We start from the raw sequence: 20,204 nt of genomic DNA, 5'->3' as shown, positions 1-20,204 counted from the left end.
GAGGAGTTCACATTACGGGCTGTCGAAAAATCATCAGCCAGCTTCCCAGGTATAGGGAAACAATACGATTGCATGCCCGGACGCCGTGTAGTGTCGGCGCCCGGAGATAGCTTATAACAGAGGATAACCGCGCATGGTGCTTGGCAAACCGCAAACAGACCCTACCCTTGAATGGTTCTTGTCTCATTGCCACATTCATAAGTACCCATCAAAGAGCACGCTGATCCACCAGGGTGAAAAAGCAGAAACGCTGTACTACATCGTTAAAGGCTCCGTGGCTGTACTCATCAAGGATGAAGAAGGTAAAGAGATGATCCTCTCCTACCTCAACCAGGGCGATTTCATCGGTGAATTAGGCCTGTTTGAAGAGGGTCAGGAGCGTAGCGCCTGGGTACGGGCGAAAACCGCATGTGAAGTGGCCGAAATCTCTTATAAGAAATTCCGTCAGTTGATCCAGGTTAACCCGGACATTCTGATGCGCCTCTCTTCGCAAATGGCTCGCCGTCTGCAGGTCACGTCTGAGAAAGTGGGCAACCTCGCCTTCCTCGACGTGACGGGCCGTATCGCCCAGACGCTGCTGAACCTGGCGAAGCAACCTGATGCCATGACCCACCCGGACGGTATGCAAATTAAAATTACCCGTCAGGAAATTGGTCAGATCGTCGGCTGCTCTCGTGAAACAGTTGGCCGTATTTTGAAAATGCTGGAAGATCAGAACCTGATTTCCGCACACGGTAAAACTATCGTCGTCTACGGCACCCGTTAAGTTGCTAAGCGGCGTATTGCTCCTGCAGTACGCCGTTTTTGTTTTTCCCTCATGTGGCGCAGGCTGATTTACCACCCGGAAGTCAACTATGCACTGCGGCAAACGCTGGTGCTGTGTCTGCCTGTGGCCATCGGTCTTCTGCTCGGCCATCTCCAGCAGGGGCTGTTGTTTTCCTTAGTGCCCGCCTGCTGCAACATTGCCGGTCTTGATACCCCGCATAAGCGCTTTTTCAAACGCCTGATTATCGGCGGCTGTCTGTTTGCCGGATGCAGTCTGGTGGTGCAGTTGCTGCTCGCCCAGGCCATTCCCCTGCCGCTTATTCTCAGCGGTCTGGCGCTATTGCTCGGCGTCACCGCGGAGATCAGTTCGCTGCACGCGCGCCTGCTGCCCGCGTCGCTGATCGCCGCTATCTTTACCCTGAGCCTGGCGGGCAATATGCCCATCTGGGAACCACTGCTGATCTACGCTTTCGGTACGCTGTGGTACGGCGTGTTTAACTGGCTCTGGTTCTGGCTGTGGCGCGAACAGCCGCTGCGGGAGTCGCTCAGCCTGCTTTACCGGGAACTGGCTGACTATTGTGAAGCCAAATACAGTCTGTTGACCCAGCATACCGATCCGTCGACCGCCCTGCCGCCGCTGCTCACCCGCCAGCAGAAGGTAGTCGACCTGATTACCCAGTGCTATCAGCAGATGCATATGCTGGCCGCCAACCAACGCAACGACCACAAGCGTCTGCTGCGGGCGTTCCAGGTTGGGCTGGATCTACAGGAACATATTTCGGTTAGCCTGCATCAGCCAGAAGAGGTACAAAAGCTGGTGGAACGCAGCCATGCCGAAGCGGTGATCCGCTGGAATGCGCAAACCGTCGCTGCCCGCCTGCGCGTGCTGGCGGATGATATTCTCTATCATCGCTTTCCGCAGCGTTTTCAGATGGATAAACAGATTGAGGCTCTGGAAAAGATCGCCCGCCAGCATCCGGACAACCCGGTCGGTCAGTTCTGCGCCTGGCACTTTAGCCGTATCGCCCGGGTGCTGCATACCCAGCGCCCCCTGTATGCCCGGGATCTGATGGCCGACAAAGAGCGTCGTTTACCGCTGTTTCCCGCGCTAAAGAACTATCTGTCGCTGAAATCACCCGCACTGCGCAATGCCGCGCGCATCAGCGTCATGCTGAGCGTCGCCAGCCTGATGGGCAACGCCCTGCATTTGCCGAAGCCCTACTGGATCCTGATGACGGTGCTCTTCGTCACGCAAAACGGCTACGGCGCCACGCGGGTGCGAATTGTTCACCGGGCGGCGGGAACGCTCGCCGGCCTGGTCATCGCCGGGCTAACCTTGCACTTTCACGTTCCGGAGAGCTATACCCTGAGTGGCATGCTGCTGATTACCCTGCTCAGCTATCTGATCATCCGTAAACACTATGGCTGGGCGATGGTAGGCTTTACGGTGACGGCGGTGTATACCCTGCAACTGCTGACGCTCAACGGCGAACAGTTTATTGTCGCCCGGCTTATCGACACGCTTATCGGCTGCCTGATCGCCTTCGGCGGGATGGTCTGGCTGTGGCCGCAGTGGCAGAGCGGCCTGCTGAAAAAAAACGCCCACGATGCGCTGGAGGCCGACCAGCAGGCGATTCGCCTGATCCTCAGCGCCGATCCAAAAGCCCCCGCGCTGGCCTATCAACGCATGCGCGTCAACCAGGCGCATAACGCGCTCTACAACTCCCTGAATCAGGCGATGCAGGAGCCCGGTTTTAATACCCATTATCTGGAAGATATGAAGCTGTGGGTGACGCACAGTCAGTTTATCGTCGAACACATCAACGCTATGACCACCCTGGCCCGGGAGCATACGATGCTCACCCCGGATCTTGCCCAGCGCTATCTCGAATCTTGTGAGATTGCCTTGCAACGCTGCCAGCAACGGCTGGACAGCGATGGTCCCGGCAGCGCAGGGGATGCCAATATTCTGGAGTCGCCGGAAACAGAGGTGCCGAACGGTCCGTTAAGCACCCTGGAGCAGCACCTGCAACGCATTCTGGGCCATCTGAACACCATGCATACCATATCGTCAGTAGCATGGCGTCAACGGCCACATCATGGCATCTGGCTGCGGAAAATCAGCCGTTAATCACCTTTGCCACTGCCTGGGCAAAGCGCGCCATCCCCTCGGCAATATCCTGCTCGTCGATGATCAGCGAGGGAACAAAACGCATCACGTCCGGCCCGGCGTTGAGCACCATGACGCCGGCTTGCGCAGCGGCATAGAGGAAATCACGCGCGCGGCCCTTGTGCTGCGGCTTGAGTTCGGCGCCAATCAGCAGGCCCATCCCGCGAATATCACTGAACAGATCAAATTCAGCATCCAGATGCTGCAGGTGTTTGACGAACAGTTCGCGCTTCGCGCTCACGCCATCCAGCACCGCCGGGGTATTGATTAGATCGAAGGCGGCGTTGGCGACCGCGCAGGCCAGCGGGTTGCCGCCGTAGGTTGAGCCATGGGAACCCGCATGGAAGGCGCTGGCGATCTCATGGGTGGTCAGCATGGCGCTGACCGGGAAGCCGCCGCCGAGCGCTTTGGCGCTGGTCAGAATATCCGGCGTCACACCGTAATGCATATAGGCGAACAGCGATCCGGTACGTCCCATACCGCACTGCACTTCATCAAAGACTAACAACGCCTGGTGCTGATCGCACAGCTCACGCAGCCCCTGCAGGAAGGCCGGCGTCGCTGCCGTCACGCCGCCTTCGCCCTGAATCGGCTCCACCACCACTGCGCAAGTGTGGTCATCCATCACCGCTTTTACCGCCTGCAGGTCGTTGAAGGGAACATGGACAATATCCGCCGGTTTCGGGCCGAAACCATCGGAGTACTTCAGCTGCCCACCGACGGAAACGGTAAACAGGGAGCGGCCATGGAAGGCATTATGGAAGGCAATGATTTTGGTTTTATACGGGCTATGGCGGGTCACCGCATAGTGACGCGCCAGCTTAAAGGCCGTTTCATTGGCTTCCGTACCGGAGTTCATAAACACCACGCGCTCGGCGAAGGTGGCCTCGACAAGTTTACGTCCCAGACGCAGCGCTGGCTCATTGGTAAAGACGTTGCTGGTGTGCCACAGCGTTTCGCCCTGCTCGTGGAGCGCCGCCACCAGCGCCGGGTGGCAATGGCCGAGCGCCGTCACCGCGATACCGCCGGCAAAATCAACATACTCTTTGCCCTGCTGATCCCAGACGCGGCTGCCTTTCCCTTTCACCGGGATGAATTCTGCTGGTGCATAAATCGGCAAAATAACTTCATCGAATGTGGCGCGGGTGATTGCCGGTTGTTCAGTTGCCATGTCTTGCCCATCCCTCTTCGTTATGCAGATGTAATCATGAAAATATAATCACAAAATATGCATAGAAAATCAGTCAATGGCAACTGAAAATCACCGCTTCAGAAAGTTTTCCAGCAATTGATGGCCCTGCTCGCTGAGGATGCTTTCCGGATGAAACTGCATGCCCTCAAGATCCCAGTCGCGGTGGCGGATCCCCATAATCTCAGCGCTGGCGCTGCGGGCGGTGACGATAAACTCGGGCGGGAGCGTCGGCGGGTCAATCACCAGCGAGTGATAACGGGTCACCGTCAGGGGATTATTCAGCCCCTGAAACACCCCTTCGCCGTTATGCTCAATAAGCGAGGTTTTACCATGCATCACCTGTGCCGCCCGTACGATGGTCGCGCCAAACGCCTGGGCTATCGCCTGGTGCCCGAGACAGACGCCCAGTAGCGGCGTTTTCCCCGCATAGTGGCGGATAACCGCGAGGGAAATCCCCGCCTCATTCGGCGTGCAGGGGCCTGGCGAGATCACGATTTTCTCCGGCGCCAGCGCCGCTATCTCCTCCAGCGTCAACGCATCATTGCGCCTGACCAGTACTTCCGCACCCAGTTCGCAGAAGTACTGATACAGATTCCAGGTGAAAGAGTCATAATTATCGATAAGCAGGATCATAGCGGCTCCGGAACAATCAAAACCGGGCTATTCTACTCAGATTCCCGCGCTTCGCTTACCACTTTGCGAAAGATCGCCACCAGCGGAGCCGGATCGCCCATCGCGCTCTGCTGGCAGGCCGCGCTCCAGCCGGCGGGGTCGACGTCACGCCAGTCAAGCAGGTAGCCGGCATGTATTGCCAGCTGTTCAAAGAAAATGCGCTGGGTCAGGCCATTGCCAAGACGAAAAGGGTGCAGCACATTAATTTCGCCATAGAACCAGCTCAGGCGTTCAATAAAGATCTCGCGCGGCAGGCCATTGAGATAATCCTCCTGCTCAAGGGCCTGCATCAGGGCGTTCCCCTCCTCCTCGATCCGGGCAAAGTGGCAGAACGGCGTATCGCCCAGGTAGAGGTTCACTTCACGTAACCGGCCGGCCCAGTCAAACAGATCCTGATACAGCTGATGATGAATCGCGCACAGATAGGGTAAGCCGCGCACCCGCGGCCCCAGCGGCAAGGTTGCCGCCCGCAACGCCGTCATCTCAAAGGCGGCCTGTTGCAGATTTTTAGCCTGCCGGATGCCGAGGCGGTTGCGCAGGACATTCAGCGCCGGGTAGAGGTAAGGATCGCGTTCATCGCCGAATTTATCGCTCATACTCCCTCCGCAGCGTCGCCAGACGCGCCAGCGCCTCTTCGGCAGTCAACGTAACCAGCGGCACCGTCACGCCTTCAAGGCGACGACTGGCCTGAAAATTGGTATTGCGTGTCTGTTCCCAGAGTCGGGATTTTTGCTTTTCGGTGAGTGGACGCATCGTCGCCCCCCTTATCGTCCCCTGTGTGCCACAAGTATAAGCAGCAATTTCAGGTTATGCCGGGAGGCAACCGGGCGCGGCGATAGCACACCGCGCCGTGGAAGGATTAGGGCAGCACTTTCGCAGAGAGGATAACGACCGGTTTGGTCGGCACATTCTGGTATGGGCCGACGTTATGGGTCTGGACCTGGGAGATCTTATCCGCGACGTCCATACCTTTCACTACCTTGCCAAACACCGCATAGCCAAAGTCGCGCTGACCATGGTCAAGGAAGGCGTTATCCGCCACGTTGATGAAGAACTGGCTGGTGGCGCTATCCTGGTCGGCGGTACGCGCCATCGCGATGGTCCCGCGGGTGTTGCGCAGGCCGTTGTCTGCTTCATTCTTGATCGGCGGGTTAGGCTGTTTCTGCTGCATCTGCTCGTTAAAGCCGCCGCCCTGCACCATGAAACCCGGGATCACGCGGTGGAAGGTGGTGTTGTTGTAGAAGCCGCTGTTGACGTACTTCAGGAAGTTATCCACGGAAATCGGGGCTTTCTGACTGTTTAACTCAAGCTCAATGTTCCCTGCCGAGGTGGTCAGCAGCACATGCGGATCGCCCTTTGCCGCCATGGCCGGGGAGAACGCTGAAATGGCGAAAACGGCAGCCATCGCCGCCAGTGTTGATTTGAGCATGGAAATTCCTTAACGGAGCAGAATAAAAGCGAGTGCCTTGATTCTAAAGAGCCTTTGCATCCTGGGCCAGCCTTTTACCAAATTTTACTTAGCTGTAATAATTGTAACCGCGCAAACGTTCTCCTGTGCGGCGAATAAAGTGTGATGCATGTCACATTAAACCATGCAAAAGATAACCACTTTCACAATAAACATTTGATTACATCACCTGAACGAATAAAATCTGTCCGCCCGGCGCAGCGTCAACGCGCTTTACCTTTCTATTCACAGGCCAGTCATGACTAACAGCAACCGTATTAAGCTCACATGGATCAGCTTCTTCTCCTACGCCCTGACCGGCGCGTTGGTGATCGTCACCGGGATGGTGATGGGTAACATTGCGGATTATTTCCATCTGCCCGTTTCCAGTATGAGCAACACCTTTACCTTTCTGAACGCCGGTATTCTGATCTCTATCTTCCTCAATGCCTGGCTGATGGAAATCGTGCCGCTGAAAACTCAGCTGCGCTTTGGCTTTATTCTGATGGTGCTGGCGGTGGCCGGCCTGATGCTCAGCCACAGCCTGGCGCTGTTTTCCGCGTCGATGTTCGTTCTCGGGCTGGTGAGCGGGATCACCATGTCGATCGGGACCTTCCTGATCACCCATATGTATGAAGGCCGTCAGCGCGGAGCGCGTCTGCTGTTTACCGACTCCTTCTTTAGCATGGCGGGAATGATTTTCCCGATGGTCGCCGCCGTCCTGCTGGCGCGCAGCATCGAGTGGTACTGGGTCTACGCCTGTATTGGTCTGGTGTATGTCGCCATTTTCGTCCTGACTTTCGGCTGTGATTTTCCGGTGTTGGGCAAAAAAGCGCAGAGCGAAAACAGCCAGCCGGTAGTGAAAGAGAAGTGGGGCATCGGCGTGCTGTTCCTCTCCGTTGCGGCGCTGTGCTACATCCTCGGTCAGCTGGGCTTTATCTCCTGGGTACCGGAATATGCGAAGAGCCTGGGCATGAGCCTCGGGGATGCCGGTAAACTGGTGAGCGATTTCTGGATGTCCTACATGATCGGCATGTGGTCATTCAGCTTCATCCTGCGCTTCTTCGACCTGCAGCGTATCTTAACCGTCCTCGCCGGGCTCGCGACGGTGCTGATGTACCTGTTTATCAATGGTTCCCCGGAGCATATGCCGTGGTTTATTCTGACCCTGGGCTTCTTCTCCAGCGCCATCTACACCTCGATCATTACGCTCGGCTCGCAGCAGACGCGGGTCGCTTCGCCGAAGCTGGTGAACTTTATCCTCACCTGCGGCACCATCGGCACCATGCTCACTTTCGTGGTCACCGGCCCGATTGTGGCTGCCAGCGGTCCACTGGCAGCGCTGCACACCGCTAACGGCCTCTATGCCGTGGTATTCGTGATGTGCTTTATCCTCGGCTTCGTCTCCCGTCACCGCCAGAACAACGCTCAGGCGGCGTCTCACTAAGCCTTCGGCCCCTTTGCGTCCGCAAGGGGGCTGTTCCTCATAAAAGAGAGCTCCTCGCCACCGCGGTCGGTCTGGATCCAGGTTTGCGCCAGCTGGGTGGTCGCGATCACCCTTCCCTGACGAATTGACCAGCGCACAGGCACCTGGCAGCGGACGGCCTCAAAGCCATTCTCCGCCGGGAGAATGATCAGGTTAGCCGGGTTGCCGCTGACAATGCCGTAATCCTCCAGGCCAAACGTGCGGGCGCTGTTGGCGGTGATAAGCTTCAGACCGTCGTTGATCTGCTGGTAGCCCATCAGCTGGCAGACGTGCAGGCCCATATGCAGGACCTGCAGCATATTGCCGGTCCCCAGCGGGTACCACGGGTCAAAGACGTCATCATGACCAAAGCACACGTTGATCCCCGCCGCCATCAGCTCCTTCACCCGGGTAATCCCCCGTCGCTTAGGGTAGTCATCAAACCGGCCCTGCAGATGAATATTCACCAGCGGATTGGCGACAAAGTTGATACCGGAGAGCTTAAGCAGGCGGAACAGGCGCGAGGTATAAGCGCCATTATAGGAGTGCATGGCGGTGGTATGGCTGGCCGTCACCCGCGCCCCTATCCCCGCCTTTAACGCCAGCGCGGCAACGGTTTCAACAAAGCGCGACTGTTCATCGTCAATTTCATCGCAGTGAATATCCAGCGGGCGATCATATTTTTGCGCCAGCCGGAAGGCGATATGCAGCGACTCCACCCCATATTCACGGGTGAACTCAAAATGCGGGATGGCCCCAACGACGTCCGCCCCCAGCTTGAGGGCCTCCTCCAGCAGCGCCTCGCCATTGGGGTAAGAGAGGATCCCCTCCTGTGGAAAAGCAACTATCTGCAACTCGACCCATGGCGCCACCTCCCGTTTGACCTCCAGCATCGCCTTCAGCGCCGTTAACGTGGGATCGGAGACGTCGACATGAGTGCGGACAAACTGCACGCCATTGGCGATCTGCCACTTCAGGGTTTTCCACGCCCGGGCTTTGACGTCCTCATGGCTGAGCAGCGCTTTTCGCTCCGCCCAGCGCTCAATCCCCTCGAACAGGGTGCCGGACTGGTTCCAGTGCGGCTCGCCGGCCGTCTGGGTGGTATCCAGGTGGATATGCGGCTCAATAAAAGGCGGGATCGCTAGCCCGCCGCGAGCGTTCAACACCTCGTAGCTTTCGTCGCGCGCCTCGCCCATCGGCGTGATCTCGCCAAAGCGGCCCTTATCAATCGCTATTTGCCACAGGCCGTCGCGGTCTGCCAGGCGTACGTTCTGAATTAACCAAAGCGGCGCTGCTGTCATATCACCTTCTCCATTCAATATGGCTAGTTTTCTGCCCAACCCCAATCGCGGCCCATCCAATTCTTGTACACAAAATCAGCAAAAAGGAAAAGCCAGCGTTTTCCATAACTTAGAAAAATACAGACAAATCAATTATATACCCATTAAGTGGTAGGTGAAGTTGTCATTGATTTGCATCAATAAGCCTGATGGCTGAATCGTTAAGGTAGGCGGTAATAGAAAAGAAATCGAGGCAAAAATGAGCAAAGTCAGAATCGCTATCATCGGTAACGGCATGGTTGGCCATCGCTTTATCGAAGAGCTTCTCGATAAGGCGCCTGCCGGACAGTTCGACATTACCGTGTTCTGTGAAGAACCGCGTATCGCCTACGACCGTGTCCACCTGTCGTCTTATTTCTCCCACCATACCGCAGAAGAGCTGTCGCTGGTGCGCGAAGGTTTCTATGAGAAACACGGCGTCAAGGTGCTGGTCGGCGAACGGGCGATCACCATCAACCGCCAGGAGAAGGTGATCCACTCCAGCGCCGGGCGCACCGTGTTCTACGACAAGCTGATTATGGCGACCGGCTCATACCCCTGGATCCCGCCGATTAAAGGCGCGGAAACTCAGGATTGCTTCGTTTATCGCACCATTGAAGATCTTAACGCGATTGAATCCTGCGCCCGTCGCAGCAAACGCGGCGCGGTGGTCGGCGGTGGCCTGCTAGGCCTGGAAGCCGCAGGCGCCCTGAAAAACCTCGGCGTGGAAACCCACGTGATCGAGTTCGCGCCGATGCTGATGGCCGAGCAGCTCGACCAGATGGGCGGCGAGCAGCTGCGGCGCAAAATTGAAAGCATGGGCGTGAAAGTTCACACCAGTAAAAATACCAAAGAGATCGTCCAGCAGGGCACCGAGGCTCGTAAAACCATGCACTTCGCCGACGGTAGCGAGCTGCAGGTCGATTTCATCGTCTTCTCAACCGGGATCCGCCCGCGCGATAAGCTGGCCACCCAGTGCGGGCTGGCGGTCGCCCAGCGCGGCGGCATCATGGTCAACGATAGCTGCCAGACCTCCGACCCGGACATCTACGCCATCGGGGAATGCGCCAGCTGGAACAACCGCGTGTATGGCCTCGTCGCCCCGGGTTATAAAATGGCCCAGGTGGCCGTCGACCATCTCCTCGGCAGTGAAAACAGCTTCACCGGCGCCGACCTCAGCGCCAAGCTGAAGCTGCTGGGTGTGGACGTGGGTGGGATCGGCGATGCCCACGGCCGTACGCCGGGCGCCCGCAGCTACGTCTATCTCGACGAAAGCAAAGAAGTTTATAAGCGCCTGATCGTCAGCGCCGACAATAAAACGCTGCTCGGCGCGGTGCTGGTCGGCGACACCAGCGACTATGGCAATCTGCTGCAACTGGTGCTCAACGCTATCGAGCTGCCGGAAAATCCGGATTCTCTGATCCTTCCGGCCCACGCCGGCAGCGGCAAGCCGTCGATCGGCGTCGATAAACTGCCGGACAGCGCGCAGATCTGCTCCTGCTTTGACGTCAGTAAAGGCGACCTGATCGCCGCCATCAACAAAGGCTGCCACACCGTCGCGGCGCTGAAAGCGGAAACCAAAGCCGGAACCGGCTGCGGGGGTTGTATCCCTCTGGTGACGCAGGTGCTCAATGCCGAACTGGCGAAACAGGGCATCGAGGTCAACAACAACCTGTGCGAACACTTCGCTTACTCCCGCCAGGAGCTGTTCCACCTGATCCGCGTGGAAGGCATTAAAACCTTCGACGAACTGCTGGAAAAACACGGTCAGGGTTATGGCTGCGAGATCTGTAAGCCGACCGTCGGCTCTCTGCTGGCCTCCTGCTGGAATGAGTACATCCTCAAACCGCAGCACACGCCGCTGCAGGACACCAACGACAACTTCCTTGCCAACATTCAGAAAGATGGCACCTACTCGGTGATCCCGCGCTCCGCTGGCGGCGAAATCACGCCGGAAGGGCTGGTCGCCGTGGGCCGTATCGCGCGTGAATTCAATCTGTACACCAAAATCACCGGCTCCCAGCGCATCGGCCTGTTTGGCGCGCAGAAAGACGACCTGCCGGAGATCTGGCGTCAGCTGATTGAAGCGGGCTTCGAAACCGGCCACGCCTACGCCAAAGCGCTGCGGATGGCGAAAACCTGCGTCGGTAGCACCTGGTGCCGCTACGGGGTCGGCGACAGCGTCGGCTTCGGCGTGGAACTGGAAAACCGCTACAAAGGCATCCGCACCCCGCACAAAATGAAGTTCGGCGTCTCCGGCTGCACCCGCGAATGTGCGGAGGCCCAGGGCAAAGACGTGGGGATCATCGCCACCGAGAAAGGCTGGAACCTGTACGTGTGCGGTAATGGCGGGATGAAGCCGCGCCACGCCGATCTGCTGGCCGCGGACCTTGATCGCGAGACGCTGATTAAGTATCTCGACCGCTTTATGATGTTCTACATCCGCACCGCCGATAAGCTGACCCGCACCGCGCCGTGGCTGGACAACATGGAAGGCGGCATCGACTATCTGCGCAGCGTCATCATCGATGACAAGCTGGGCCTGAACGACCATCTGGAAGAGGAGCTGGCTCGCCTGCGCGCCGCCTTCGCCTGCGAGTGGACCGAAACCGTCAACAACCCGGCGGCGCAGACCCGCTTCAAACACTTTATCAACAGCGACCAGCGCGACCCGAACGTTCAGGTGGTGCCGGAACGTGACCAGCACCGCCCGGCCACGCCCTATGAGCGCATCCCGGTCACGCTGGTGGAGGAAAACGTATGAGCCAGTGGGTAAACATCTGCAAAATTGACGACATCCTGCCGGCCACCGGCGTCTGCGCGCAGCTCGGCCAGCAACAGGTGGCAGTCTTCCGTCCCTACCAGGACGACAGGGTATTCGCCATCAGCAACATTGACCCGTTCTTCAACGCCAGCGTGCTGTCTCGCGGGATTATCGCCGAACATGACGGCGCGCTATGGGTTGCCAGCCCGCTGAAAAAGCAGCGCTTCCGCCTGAGCGACGGCCTGTGCATGGAAGATGCCAGCCACTCCATCGCCCGCTTCGACGCCCGGGTGAAAGACGGCCAGGTGCAGCTTAAAGCGTAAGTCCTCTTCCTCCCCCCGGCTACGGGGGGAGACATAAGCAACACTTCTGACCGACAACGCATGAGTGCGGGATAAGTCGCATGTTTTGTATTACCTTTGCTGCTATTCTACGACCACGCATTTTCTACCCCTTATTTTCATGAGGTTATTCTGTGGATCACTTACCCATATTCTGCCAGTTGCGCCAGCGGGATTGTTTACTGGTTGGCGGCGGGGATGTCGCCGAACGCAAGGCCCGTCTGCTACTGGATGCTGGCGCAAACGTCACGGTCAATGCGCTCGACTTCACCCCGCAGTTTCAGGTGTGGGCCGATTCACAGATGCTAACCCTGGTGCAGGGTGAGTTTATCCCCTCGCTGCTGGACACCTGCTGGCTGGCCATCGCCGCTACCGATAATGAGACGGTGAACCAGCAGGTCAGCGACGCAGCCGAAGCGCGGCGTATCTTCTGTAACGTGGTGGATGCCCCGCGCCAGGCCAGCTTTATTATGCCGTCCATCATCGACCGCTCGCCGCTGATGGTCGCCGTCTCTTCGGGCGGGACATCGCCGGTGCTGGCGCGCCTGCTGCGCGAGAAGCTGGAGTCAGTCTTACCCCTGCATCTCGGCCAGCTGGCCCGCTATGCCGGCCATCTGCGCGCGCGCGTTAAGCAGCAGTTTGCCAGCGTGGGCGAACGCCGCCGCTTTTGGGAGAAGCTGTTTGTGAACGACCGGCTGGCGCAGTCGCTGGCCAATGACGATCGGCAGGCGGTGGCGGATACCACCGAGCAGCTGCTGACGGAGCCGTTGGAGCATCGCGGCGAGGTGGTGCTGGTTGGCGCCGGCCCCGGCGACGCCGGGCTGCTCACGCTCAAAGGCCTGCAGCAGATCCAGCAGGCCGACGTGGTGGTTTATGACCGGCTGGTTTCCGACGACATCATGAATCTGGTGCGTCGCGATGCCGACCGGGTGTTCGTCGGCAAACGTTCTGGCTACCACTGCGTCCCGCAGGAGGAGATCAACCAGATCCTGCTGCGTGAAGCGCAAAAAGGAAAACGCGTGGTCCGGCTGAAAGGCGGCGATCCCTTTATCTTTGGCCGCGGAGGGGAAGAGCTGGAAACCCTCTGTGAGGCGGGCATCCCCTTCTCCGTTGTTCCAGGCATCACCGCCGCCTCCGGCTGCTCCGCCTACTCGGGGATCCCGTTAACACACCGCGATTTCGCCCAGGGCGTCCGCCTGGTCACCGGCCATCTGAAAACCGGCGGCGAGCTGGACTGGGCAAACCTGGCAGTGGAGAAGCAAACCCTGGTGTTCTACATGGGCCTGAACCAGGCGCCGGCGATCCGCGAGAAGCTCATTGCTCACGGCATGGCGGAAGATATGCCCGCCGCCATCGTCGAGAACGGCACCGCCGTGTCGCAAAAAGTGGTCAGCGGCACCTTAGGGCAACTGGATATCCTGGCGCAGCAGATGGCTAGTCCGGCGCTGATCATCGTCGGTCGCGTGGTTGGCCTGCGGGATAAACTGAACTGGTTCTCGAACCACTAACCTTCGCCTCCCCACATGGACGACAGACATAAAAAAAGCGGGATAATATCCCGCCTTTTTAGCTGTTGCGTCGCTTACGGCCTGGCGACAAAACCAATCGCTTCGTATACCGCTTTCAGGGTCTGAGAAGCGCGCGCGCTGGCTTTCTCTGCGCCGTCTTTCATTACCTGGTTGAGAAACGCTTCGTCGTTACGGAAACGGTGATAGCGCTCCTGCAGCTCAGTCAGCATACCCGATACCGCTTCAGCGACTTCGCCTTTCAGGTGGCCATACATTTTGCCTTCAAAATGCTGCTCCAGCTCCGGAATGGTTTTCCCGGTGACCGCGGAGAGGATATCCAGCAGGTTGGAGACACCCGCTTTTTCTTTCAGGTCGTAGCGTACCACCGGCGGCTCGTCGGAGTCGGTCACCGCGCGTTTGATCTTCTTGACCACCGATTTCGGATCTTCCAGCAGGCCGATGACGTTGTTGCGGTTGTCGTCGGACTTAGACATCTTCCTGGTCGGCTCCAGCAGCGACATCACGCGTGCGCCGGACTTCGGAATAAACGGCTCAGGCACTTTAAAGACATCGCCATAGATGGCGTTAAAACGCTGGGCGATATCGCGGCTCAGCTCCAGGTGCTGTTTCTGATCTTCCCCTACCGGAACCTGGTTGGTCTGATACAGCAGAATGTCAGCGGCCATCAGTACCGGGTAATCAAACAGACCGGCGTTGATGTTTTCCGCGTAGCGTGCGGACTTGTCTTTAAACTGGGTCATGCGGCTCAGTTCGCCGAAATAGGTGTAGCAGTTCAGCGCCCAGCCTAACTGGGCGTGTTCCGGCACGTGCGACTGAACGAAGATGGTGCTTTTTTGCGGATCGATGCCGCAGGCCAGATACAGCGCCAGGGTATCCAGGGTCGCCTTGCGCAGCTGCTGCGGATCCTGGCGCACGGTAATGGCGTGTTGGTCCACGATGCAATAGATGCAGTGGTAATCGTCCTGCATGTTTACCCACTGACGCAGCGCACCCATGTAGTTGCCAATGGTCAGTTCACCTGAGGGCTGTGCGCCACTAAAAACGATGGGCTTAGTCATGTTTCAATTCCTGAGTTTCACTGTGCGGTAACCCGAGAGCGGGTAAGAGTTCATTAAACTGGTCGAAGAGATAGTCCGGCTCGCTCAGCGCAAGCGGTTCGCCATAGTTATAACCGTAGGTCAGGCCGACAGAGCAGCAGCCTGCCGCTTTGGCCGCCTGAATATCATTGCGCGAATCGCCGACGAACAGCAGCTCGGCAGGAGCCAGAGAGAGCTTTTCCGCCACCAGCAGCAGCGGTTCCGGATGCGGCTTTTTATTCTGCACGTCATCGCCGCCAATCACGACGGTAAAATATTTCGCGATATCGAGCGCGTCCAGCAGCGGGGCGACAAACGGCGTCGGCTTATTGGTGACCAGTGCCAGCGGCAGGCCTTTGGCATGCAGCGCGCCGAGCGTATCGGCCACCGCCGGGAACAGGAAGCTACCCTCTTCCGCCGTTTCGGCGTAATAGCGGTCAAACAGTTTACGCAAAATGCGCAGCTGTTCGTCTTGCGGAATATCATGATCGTCGACGGAAGGCTTACCCATCGCCGCCCGTAACGTCGCACGCTCCTGACGAGCCCAGGTCAGCGCCCGCTCCATCAGGACATCGGCGCCGTTGCCGATCCAGGTGACAACGCGTTCTTCTCCCGCCACCGGCAACTCCAGGGCGTAGAGGGCGTTATCAACCGCCGAGGTTAGACCCGGCGCACTGTCCACCAGCGTGCCGTCGAGATCAAACGCGATGCCGCGGATCGCCTGTAATTTATCCATGACTCACCTTCGCTAATTCACTACGCATTTGATCAATCACTTTCTTGTAGTCCGGCTGACCGAAGATCGCCGAACCGGCAACAAACATATCCGCACCCGCCGCGGCGATTTCGCCAATATTGCTGACTTTCACGCCGCCATCCACTTCCAGGCGAATATCGTAGCCAGAAGCATCGATGCGCTGGCGTACTTCACGCAGTTTATCCAGCGTCTGGGGAATAAAGGACTGGCCGCCAAAGCCCGGGTTAACCGACATCAGCAGGATCACGTCCAGCTTATCCATCACGTAATCGAGGTAGCTCAGGGACGTCGCCGGGTTAAACACCAGGCCCGCTTTACAGCCGTGCTCTTTAATCAGCTGCAGGCTGCGATCGACGTGTTCGGAGGCTTCAGGATGGAAGGTGATGATGCTGGCGCCGGCTTCGGCAAAATCAGGAATGATGCGGTCGACCGGCTTTACCATCAGGTGGACGTCGATTGGCGCGGTAATACCGTAATTGCGCAGCGACTTCAGCACCATCGGGCCAATCGTCAGATTCGGCACGTAGTGGTTGTCCATGACGTCGAAGTGCACGACATCCGCACCCGCCGCCAGCGCCTTCGCGGTATCCTCACCCAGACGGGCAAAATCAGCTGACAGAATCGAAGGGGCAATCAAATACTGCTTCATCCGCATCTCCTTGAAATTTATTTGGTCTTAGGCGGACGGTAGAGCGCTAACAGCTCATCCACCTTTTTACGCGTACCACCGTTGCTGCTGATGCTGCGCCGAACCTTCACAATATGTGTTTCTGCCGCGTTTTTATACCATTCCTGCGTCAACGGTGTGCGGTGGTTGGAAATCAGCACCGGGATCCGCTTTTTCATCAGCGATTCCGCCTTTTGCGCCAGCAGTACCTGTTGTTCCAGATTGAAGCTGTTGGTGTGGTAGGCGGTAAAGTTCGCCGTCGCCGTCAGCGGCGCATAGGGTGGATCGCAATATACCACCGCGCGGCTATCTGCACGTTGCATGCACTCTTCATACGATTCGCAGTAAAACTCGGCGTTTTGCGCTTTCTCGGCGAAATGATAGAGCTCTGCCTCGGGGAAATAGGGCTTTTTATAGCGGCCAAACGGCACATTAAACTCGCCGCGCAGATTGTAGCGACACAGGCCGTTGTAGCCGTGGCGATTCAGATACAGGAACAGCACCGCGCGACGCAGCGGATCCTGGCTTTGGTTGAATTCATCACGATACTGGTAGTAGCGCTCAGCGACGTTGTTTTCCGGGACAAACATCTCACGCGCAGCGGCGACGTATTCGTCGGTACGCAATTTAACGATGTTGTACAGGCCAATTAAGTCACTGTTGATATCCGCGAGGATATAACGAGAAAAGTCGGTATTGAGAAATACCGACCCGGCGCCCACAAAGGGCTCGATTAAGCACTCGCCTTCCGGCAAATGCTTTTTAATATCGTCAAGCAGGGGGTACTTCCCCCCTGCCCACTTCAGAAAAGCGCGATTCTTTTTCATGCTGCCTAACTAATTACACGTTCTCCGGCTGTGGAGAAAGCTCCGACAGCATCCTGCGCTTAAGACTACCCCACGGCATTATTTCAGGTCAGCCTGTACCTGATGCAGTGGTTTTGCCCATGGATTTTTCGCCTGCACGTCCGCCGGCAGCGAGGTGACAGCGCGTTTCGCTTCTTCTTTCGAAGCATAGATACCGCTCACCAGCACGTACCACGGTTGGCCGTTACGCGACGTTTCATAGACAACATATCTATCCAGCTTCTCTTTCTTCGCCCAGTTGTTCAGGTTGTCGTAGTTAGAGGAGCTGCTGAGCTGCAGGGTATAGTTACCCGACGGCGCAGATTTCATTGAGCTCACGTCACCTGCTGTTTTACCGCTCTTCGCGGCTGGCGCTGCCGTTGCGGCTGGCGCGGCAGTGGTGGTGGACGCTGTTGCTACCGGTTTGCTCTGCGCTGTTGCCACCGGTTTGCTTTCGGTTACGGTGGTTTTCGCCGGGGCGGTAGTCGCCGCGCTTTCAACATGCTTCGGCTGAACCGGCTTCGTTTCTACCGGCGCTTTTGCCACGGCCTGAGGCTTCGTCTGCGGCTTCGCTTCGATAACGGTGTGCTTACGCTCTGTCGGACGCGGCGTTGCAGCCGTCTGACGCTCGGTCGCCTGGCGCGGCGCCGCAGTGCTATTGGCGCCATTACGGATCGGCGCGACGGTTGCCGGTTCAGTTGGCAGCGTCGAGTTAGCCACGGCGCCGTCCAGCTGGCCCTGCTGCTGGGTCAGCGCATTGTTCAGATCGCCCTGAACTTCAATACGCTGCTGGCCCTGCGGCTCTGATACTGCCTGGCCCTGCGTCGGGTTCGCGGCAATAGGCGGAACCGTTACGTCCTGCTGTGGGGTGGTGTTGGCCGCAGCAGTCTGATCCTGACCGGCAGCAGGCGTGCTGGTGGACTGATCGTCAGACAAATTAATGCTCTTCTCGCCGGAAGCGGTCTGCTGGCTGGACGAGGATGGCGATTTCAGCGCAGAACCAATACCCACGATTAACAGCAGCAGCACCAGAATCCCCACGCCCATCATGATGTACTGACGGGAGGCAGGTTTGGCCGGCGCTTTTTTACGCTTGCGCGGACGACGCTCTACAGGCTGCTCTTCGAGCAGTTCCTCGTCTTCCGCATCCAGTTCTTCTTCGAACTCTTCCTCTTCACGCTCGCGACGGGCCTTACCGGCGCGCGTCGGACGGCCTTCATCGGCATCAAGATCGACGTCGTCAAAATTGATCTGCGGATCGGCATCACGCTCGGAAGACTGACGGGAACGACCAGCACGACGATCGTTGCGATCGGCTTTCATATCGTCTTCTGGTTTGAAATCATCCATTTAACACCCCACTAAAAGGCTTATGCTCACGATTATTGCACATCACCCGAAATGATAACGCCGCGCGAACGCGGCCAGACCTTCTTATTGTTGCGCCTGCTGAGTATCAGCAATCGCGCCAAGAACCACATCATGCGGCACTCCGCCGCGCAGCTCGCTGCTTCCTATTGCGAGCGGGAGCACCAGCCGCATGTCGCCCGCCAGTACTTTTTTATCGCGCATCATATGGGGCAAATACGCCTGCGCACTCATCTCCTGCGGGCCGCGTACCGGTAAGCCTGCACGCTTGAGCAGATCGATAATGCGCTGTGTATCCTGCGCGCGGAACTGCCCCAGCCGTTCGGACGTATGCGCCGCCATCACCATACCTGCCGCCACCGCTTCGCCGTGCAGCCAGTTACCGTAGCCCATTTCCGCCTCGATAGCATGGCCGAAGGTATGTCCAAGATTGAGTAAAGCACGTAACCCGGTTTCACGCTCGTCGGCAGCCACAACTTCCGCTTTCAGCTCACAGCAACGGCGAATACAGTACGCCATCGCTTTTTCATCCAGCGCCAGCAGCGCATCAATGTTGTTTTCCAGCCAGCTGAAGAATTCGCCGTCGAGGATCACACCGTACTTGATGACCTCAGCCAGTCCGGAAGCGAGTTCACGCGCCGGGAGGGTCTTCAGACAGTTAAGATCAACCACCACCGAAACCGGCTGCCAGAAGGCGCCAATCATATTTTTGCCGAGAGGATGGTTCACTGCGGTTTTGCCGCCGACCGACGAATCGACCTGTGACAGCAGAGTGGTAGGGACCTGGATAAAACGCACCCCGCGCTGATAGCTTGCCGCGGCGAAACCGGTTAAATCACCAATTACGCCACCGCCAAGCGCCACCAGCGTGGTGTCGCGGCCATGCGGTTTTTGCAACAGCGCGGTAAAAACAGTATCCATCACCGCCAGGCTTTTATACTGCTCGCCATCGGGCAGGATCACGCTGTCAACGTTGACCCCTGCCTGCTCCAGCACAGAGCGGACGGTATCCAGATAAAGCGGCGCCAGCGTTTCGTTGGTGACCAGCATAGCCTGGTCGCCCGACTTGAGTGGCAGGAAGGAAGCTGGATCGTTAAACAAACCAGCCGCGATGGTAATCGGGTAACTACGTTCCCCGAGGGTAACAGTAAGCCTCTCCATAACGCGACGTCCACCTCAGTGACTTTTACTCTGACGCACTTTTATTAAGCCAGAATCAATTGCTTTCCAGCATATGAATAATCTGGTTCGCGACGACTTTCGCACTCTGATCGTCTGTGCGGATAGTCACATCGGCGATCTCTTCATACAGCGGGTTACGCTCGTCAGCCAGCGCTTCCAGCACTTCACGAGGCGGCGCATCGACTTGTAGCAAAGGACGCTTTTTATCGCGCTGCGTACGGGCCAACTGCTTCTCGATTGTCGTTTCCAGGTAGACCACCACGCCGCGGGCGGAGAGACGGTTACGCGTTTCACGGGATTTTACAGAGCCGCCGCCAGTCGCCAGCACAATCCCCTGTTTTTCCGTCAACTCATTGATAATTTTTTCTTCACGGTCGCGGAAGCCCTCTTCGCCTTCAACATCGAAGACCCAGCCCACATCAGCGCCAGTGCGTTTCTCAATTTCTTGATCGGAATCGTAAAATTCCATGTTGAGCTGTTGGGCTAACTGACGCCCAATAGTGCTTTTGCCGGCACCCATAGGCCCAACCAGAAAGATATTGCGTTTCTCTGCCATTTTTTCGGTACTACTAAGACTATTCGTTAATGATAAACCCGCTTCGCAGACACCCAGCGCCGCAGGGCATGAACTGAAACCTCATATGC

The 20,204-nt window shown here is 57.6% G+C and carries 19 protein-coding genes; 6 read left to right on the top strand and 13 right to left on the bottom strand.

All coding sequences use genetic code 11. The features are described from left to right. Positions 1-133 precede the first annotated feature (133 nt). Positions 134-766 carry a cAMP-activated global transcriptional regulator CRP gene (crp, locus tag N438_RS25790; RefSeq protein WP_000242758.1) on the top strand — a complete coding sequence of 211 codons (633 nt, stop codon included), beginning with the start codon at positions 134-136 and terminating at the stop codon, positions 764-766. A 51-nt stretch (positions 767-817) separates the two neighbouring features. Next, positions 818-2,896, top strand: a complete 2,079-nt coding sequence (locus N438_RS25785; RefSeq protein ID WP_012540426.1) for a YccS/YhfK family putative transporter — start codon at positions 818-820, stop codon at positions 2,894-2,896. On the opposite strand, the gene N438_RS25780 is transcribed toward N438_RS25785, so the two are convergent. The 5 genes from N438_RS25780 to ppiA all read right to left on the bottom strand — a co-directional run bounded on the left by N438_RS25780 (position 2,886) and on the right by ppiA (position 6,228). Beyond that, positions 2,886-4,106, bottom strand: coding sequence for an aspartate aminotransferase family protein (locus tag N438_RS25780; protein ID WP_116696582.1), 1,221 nt, complete (start codon positions 4,104-4,106; stop codon positions 2,886-2,888). The two genes, N438_RS25785 and N438_RS25780, sit on opposite strands and share 11 nt — an antisense overlap. A gap of 90 nt (positions 4,107-4,196) precedes the next feature. Continuing rightward, a complete protein-coding gene (gene pabA, locus N438_RS25775) occupies positions 4,197-4,760 on the bottom strand; it encodes an aminodeoxychorismate synthase component 2 (RefSeq protein WP_032731331.1) in 564 nt (187 codons plus the stop codon). A gap of 32 nt (positions 4,761-4,792) precedes the next feature. Next, positions 4,793-5,395 carry a putative adenosine monophosphate-protein transferase Fic gene (locus tag N438_RS25770; RefSeq protein ID WP_012540424.1) on the bottom strand — a complete coding sequence of 201 codons (603 nt, stop codon included), beginning with the start codon at positions 5,393-5,395 and terminating at the stop codon, positions 4,793-4,795. Beyond that, entirely contained in the window at positions 5,385-5,552 is a 168-nt protein-coding gene (locus N438_RS25765; RefSeq protein WP_012540423.1) for a YhfG family protein, read from the bottom strand. Before N438_RS25765 ends, N438_RS25770 begins: the two co-directional genes overlap by 11 nt. 106 nt (positions 5,553-5,658) lie before the next feature. Beyond that, positions 5,659-6,228 (bottom strand): peptidylprolyl isomerase A, encoded by a 570-nt coding sequence (gene ppiA / locus N438_RS25760; protein ID WP_002920238.1) that lies wholly within the window; start codon positions 6,226-6,228, stop codon positions 5,659-5,661. A 277-nt stretch (positions 6,229-6,505) separates the two neighbouring features. Between ppiA and tsgA the strand changes: the two genes are divergently transcribed. Then, the gene (gene tsgA / locus N438_RS25755; protein ID WP_002920240.1) at positions 6,506-7,693 is read left to right on the top strand and encodes an MFS transporter TsgA; all 1,188 of its coding nucleotides are present in this window, start codon (positions 6,506-6,508) and stop codon (positions 7,691-7,693) included. Here the strand turns inward: tsgA and N438_RS25750 are convergent. Continuing rightward, on the bottom strand, positions 7,690-9,012 hold the full coding sequence (locus tag N438_RS25750) for a cytosine deaminase (RefSeq protein WP_012540421.1): 1,323 nt from the start codon (positions 9,010-9,012) through the stop codon (positions 7,690-7,692). The genes tsgA and N438_RS25750 overlap by 4 nt on opposite strands. Before the next feature lie 238 nt (positions 9,013-9,250). Between N438_RS25750 and nirB the strand changes: the two genes are divergently transcribed. From nirB to cysG, 3 genes are all read left to right on the top strand, one after another. Beyond that, positions 9,251-11,794, top strand: a complete 2,544-nt coding sequence (nirB, locus tag N438_RS25745) for a nitrite reductase large subunit NirB (protein ID WP_008807025.1) — start codon at positions 9,251-9,253, stop codon at positions 11,792-11,794. Further along, entirely contained in the window at positions 11,791-12,117 is a 327-nt protein-coding gene (nirD, locus tag N438_RS25740; RefSeq protein WP_008807024.1) for a nitrite reductase small subunit NirD, read from the top strand. Before nirB ends, nirD begins: the two co-directional genes overlap by 4 nt. 152 nt (positions 12,118-12,269) lie before the next feature. After that, positions 12,270-13,643 (top strand): siroheme synthase CysG, encoded by a 1,374-nt coding sequence (gene cysG, locus N438_RS25735; protein ID WP_012967144.1) that lies wholly within the window; start codon positions 12,270-12,272, stop codon positions 13,641-13,643. A gap of 74 nt (positions 13,644-13,717) precedes the next feature. On the opposite strand, the gene trpS is transcribed toward cysG, so the two are convergent. The 7 genes from trpS to aroK form a co-directional block, all read right to left on the bottom strand. Continuing rightward, positions 13,718-14,722 carry a tryptophan--tRNA ligase gene (trpS, locus tag N438_RS25730; RefSeq protein ID WP_008807022.1) on the bottom strand — a complete coding sequence of 335 codons (1,005 nt, stop codon included), beginning with the start codon at positions 14,720-14,722 and terminating at the stop codon, positions 13,718-13,720. Further along, positions 14,715-15,476: a phosphoglycolate phosphatase gene (gene gph / locus N438_RS25725; protein ID WP_012540418.1), complete on the bottom strand. Its 762-nt coding sequence runs from the start codon at positions 15,474-15,476 to the stop codon at positions 14,715-14,717. Before gph ends, trpS begins: the two co-directional genes overlap by 8 nt. Further along, complete coding sequence (gene rpe, locus N438_RS25720) at positions 15,469-16,146, bottom strand: ribulose-phosphate 3-epimerase (RefSeq protein WP_060619279.1); 678 nt, start codon at positions 16,144-16,146, stop codon at positions 15,469-15,471. The genes gph and rpe overlap by 8 nt, the downstream gene beginning before the upstream one ends. Positions 16,147-16,163: 17 nt before the next feature. Then, entirely contained in the window at positions 16,164-16,991 is an 828-nt protein-coding gene (gene dam, locus N438_RS25715; protein WP_008807019.1) for an adenine-specific DNA-methyltransferase, read from the bottom strand. Positions 16,992-17,069: 78 nt separating this feature from the next. Next, entirely contained in the window at positions 17,070-18,359 is a 1,290-nt protein-coding gene (damX, locus tag N438_RS25710) for a cell division protein DamX (RefSeq protein ID WP_008807018.1), read from the bottom strand. An 84-nt stretch (positions 18,360-18,443) separates the two neighbouring features. Continuing rightward, the gene (gene aroB, locus N438_RS25705; RefSeq protein WP_008807017.1) at positions 18,444-19,538 is read right to left on the bottom strand and encodes a 3-dehydroquinate synthase; all 1,095 of its coding nucleotides are present in this window, start codon (positions 19,536-19,538) and stop codon (positions 18,444-18,446) included. A 55-nt stretch (positions 19,539-19,593) separates the two neighbouring features. Then, positions 19,594-20,115 carry a shikimate kinase AroK gene (gene aroK / locus N438_RS25700; protein ID WP_002920267.1) on the bottom strand — a complete coding sequence of 174 codons (522 nt, stop codon included), beginning with the start codon at positions 20,113-20,115 and terminating at the stop codon, positions 19,594-19,596. Between the last annotated feature and the right edge of the window lie 89 nt (positions 20,116-20,204).

Source organism: Klebsiella sp. GL120222-02 (assembly GCF_003097195.1).
In the GTDB taxonomy this organism is placed as follows: domain Bacteria; phylum Pseudomonadota; class Gammaproteobacteria; order Enterobacterales; family Enterobacteriaceae; genus Klebsiella; species Klebsiella variicola.
The sequence above is the reverse complement of the archived record's forward strand: the minus strand, read 5'-3'. Positions and strand labels throughout refer to the sequence as shown.

Excerpts from the sequence above, each read along its gene's own strand:
- gph (WP_012540418.1), bottom strand. The coding sequence starts at position 15,476 with ATGGATAAATTACAGGCGATCCGCGGCATCGCGTTTGATCTCGACGGC.
- crp (WP_000242758.1), top strand. The coding sequence starts at position 134 with ATGGTGCTTGGCAAACCGCAAACAGACCCTACCCTTGAATGGTTCTTG.
- dam (WP_008807019.1), bottom strand. The coding sequence starts at position 16,991 with ATGAAAAAGAATCGCGCTTTTCTGAAGTGGGCAGGGGGGAAGTACCCC.
- pabA (WP_032731331.1), bottom strand. The coding sequence starts at position 4,760 with ATGATCCTGCTTATCGATAATTATGACTCTTTCACCTGGAATCTGTAT.
- aroB (WP_008807017.1), bottom strand. The coding sequence starts at position 19,538 with ATGGAGAGGCTTACTGTTACCCTCGGGGAACGTAGTTACCCGATTACC.
- nirD (WP_008807024.1), top strand. The coding sequence starts at position 11,791 with ATGAGCCAGTGGGTAAACATCTGCAAAATTGACGACATCCTGCCGGCC.
- damX (WP_008807018.1), bottom strand. The coding sequence starts at position 18,359 with ATGGATGATTTCAAACCAGAAGACGATATGAAAGCCGATCGCAACGAT.
- N438_RS25785 (WP_012540426.1), top strand. The coding sequence starts at position 818 with ATGTGGCGCAGGCTGATTTACCACCCGGAAGTCAACTATGCACTGCGG.
- N438_RS25770 (WP_012540424.1), bottom strand. The coding sequence starts at position 5,395 with ATGAGCGATAAATTCGGCGATGAACGCGATCCTTACCTCTACCCGGCG.
- N438_RS25780 (WP_116696582.1), bottom strand. The coding sequence starts at position 4,106 with ATGGCAACTGAACAACCGGCAATCACCCGCGCCACATTCGATGAAGTT.
- N438_RS25765 (WP_012540423.1), bottom strand. The coding sequence starts at position 5,552 with ATGCGTCCACTCACCGAAAAGCAAAAATCCCGACTCTGGGAACAGACA.
- trpS (WP_008807022.1), bottom strand. The coding sequence starts at position 14,722 with ATGACTAAGCCCATCGTTTTTAGTGGCGCACAGCCCTCAGGTGAACTG.
- N438_RS25750 (WP_012540421.1), bottom strand. The coding sequence starts at position 9,012 with ATGACAGCAGCGCCGCTTTGGTTAATTCAGAACGTACGCCTGGCAGAC.
- nirB (WP_008807025.1), top strand. The coding sequence starts at position 9,251 with ATGAGCAAAGTCAGAATCGCTATCATCGGTAACGGCATGGTTGGCCAT.
- tsgA (WP_002920240.1), top strand. The coding sequence starts at position 6,506 with ATGACTAACAGCAACCGTATTAAGCTCACATGGATCAGCTTCTTCTCC.
- rpe (WP_060619279.1), bottom strand. The coding sequence starts at position 16,146 with ATGAAGCAGTATTTGATTGCCCCTTCGATTCTGTCAGCTGATTTTGCC.
- ppiA (WP_002920238.1), bottom strand. The coding sequence starts at position 6,228 with ATGCTCAAATCAACACTGGCGGCGATGGCTGCCGTTTTCGCCATTTCA.
- aroK (WP_002920267.1), bottom strand. The coding sequence starts at position 20,115 with ATGGCAGAGAAACGCAATATCTTTCTGGTTGGGCCTATGGGTGCCGGC.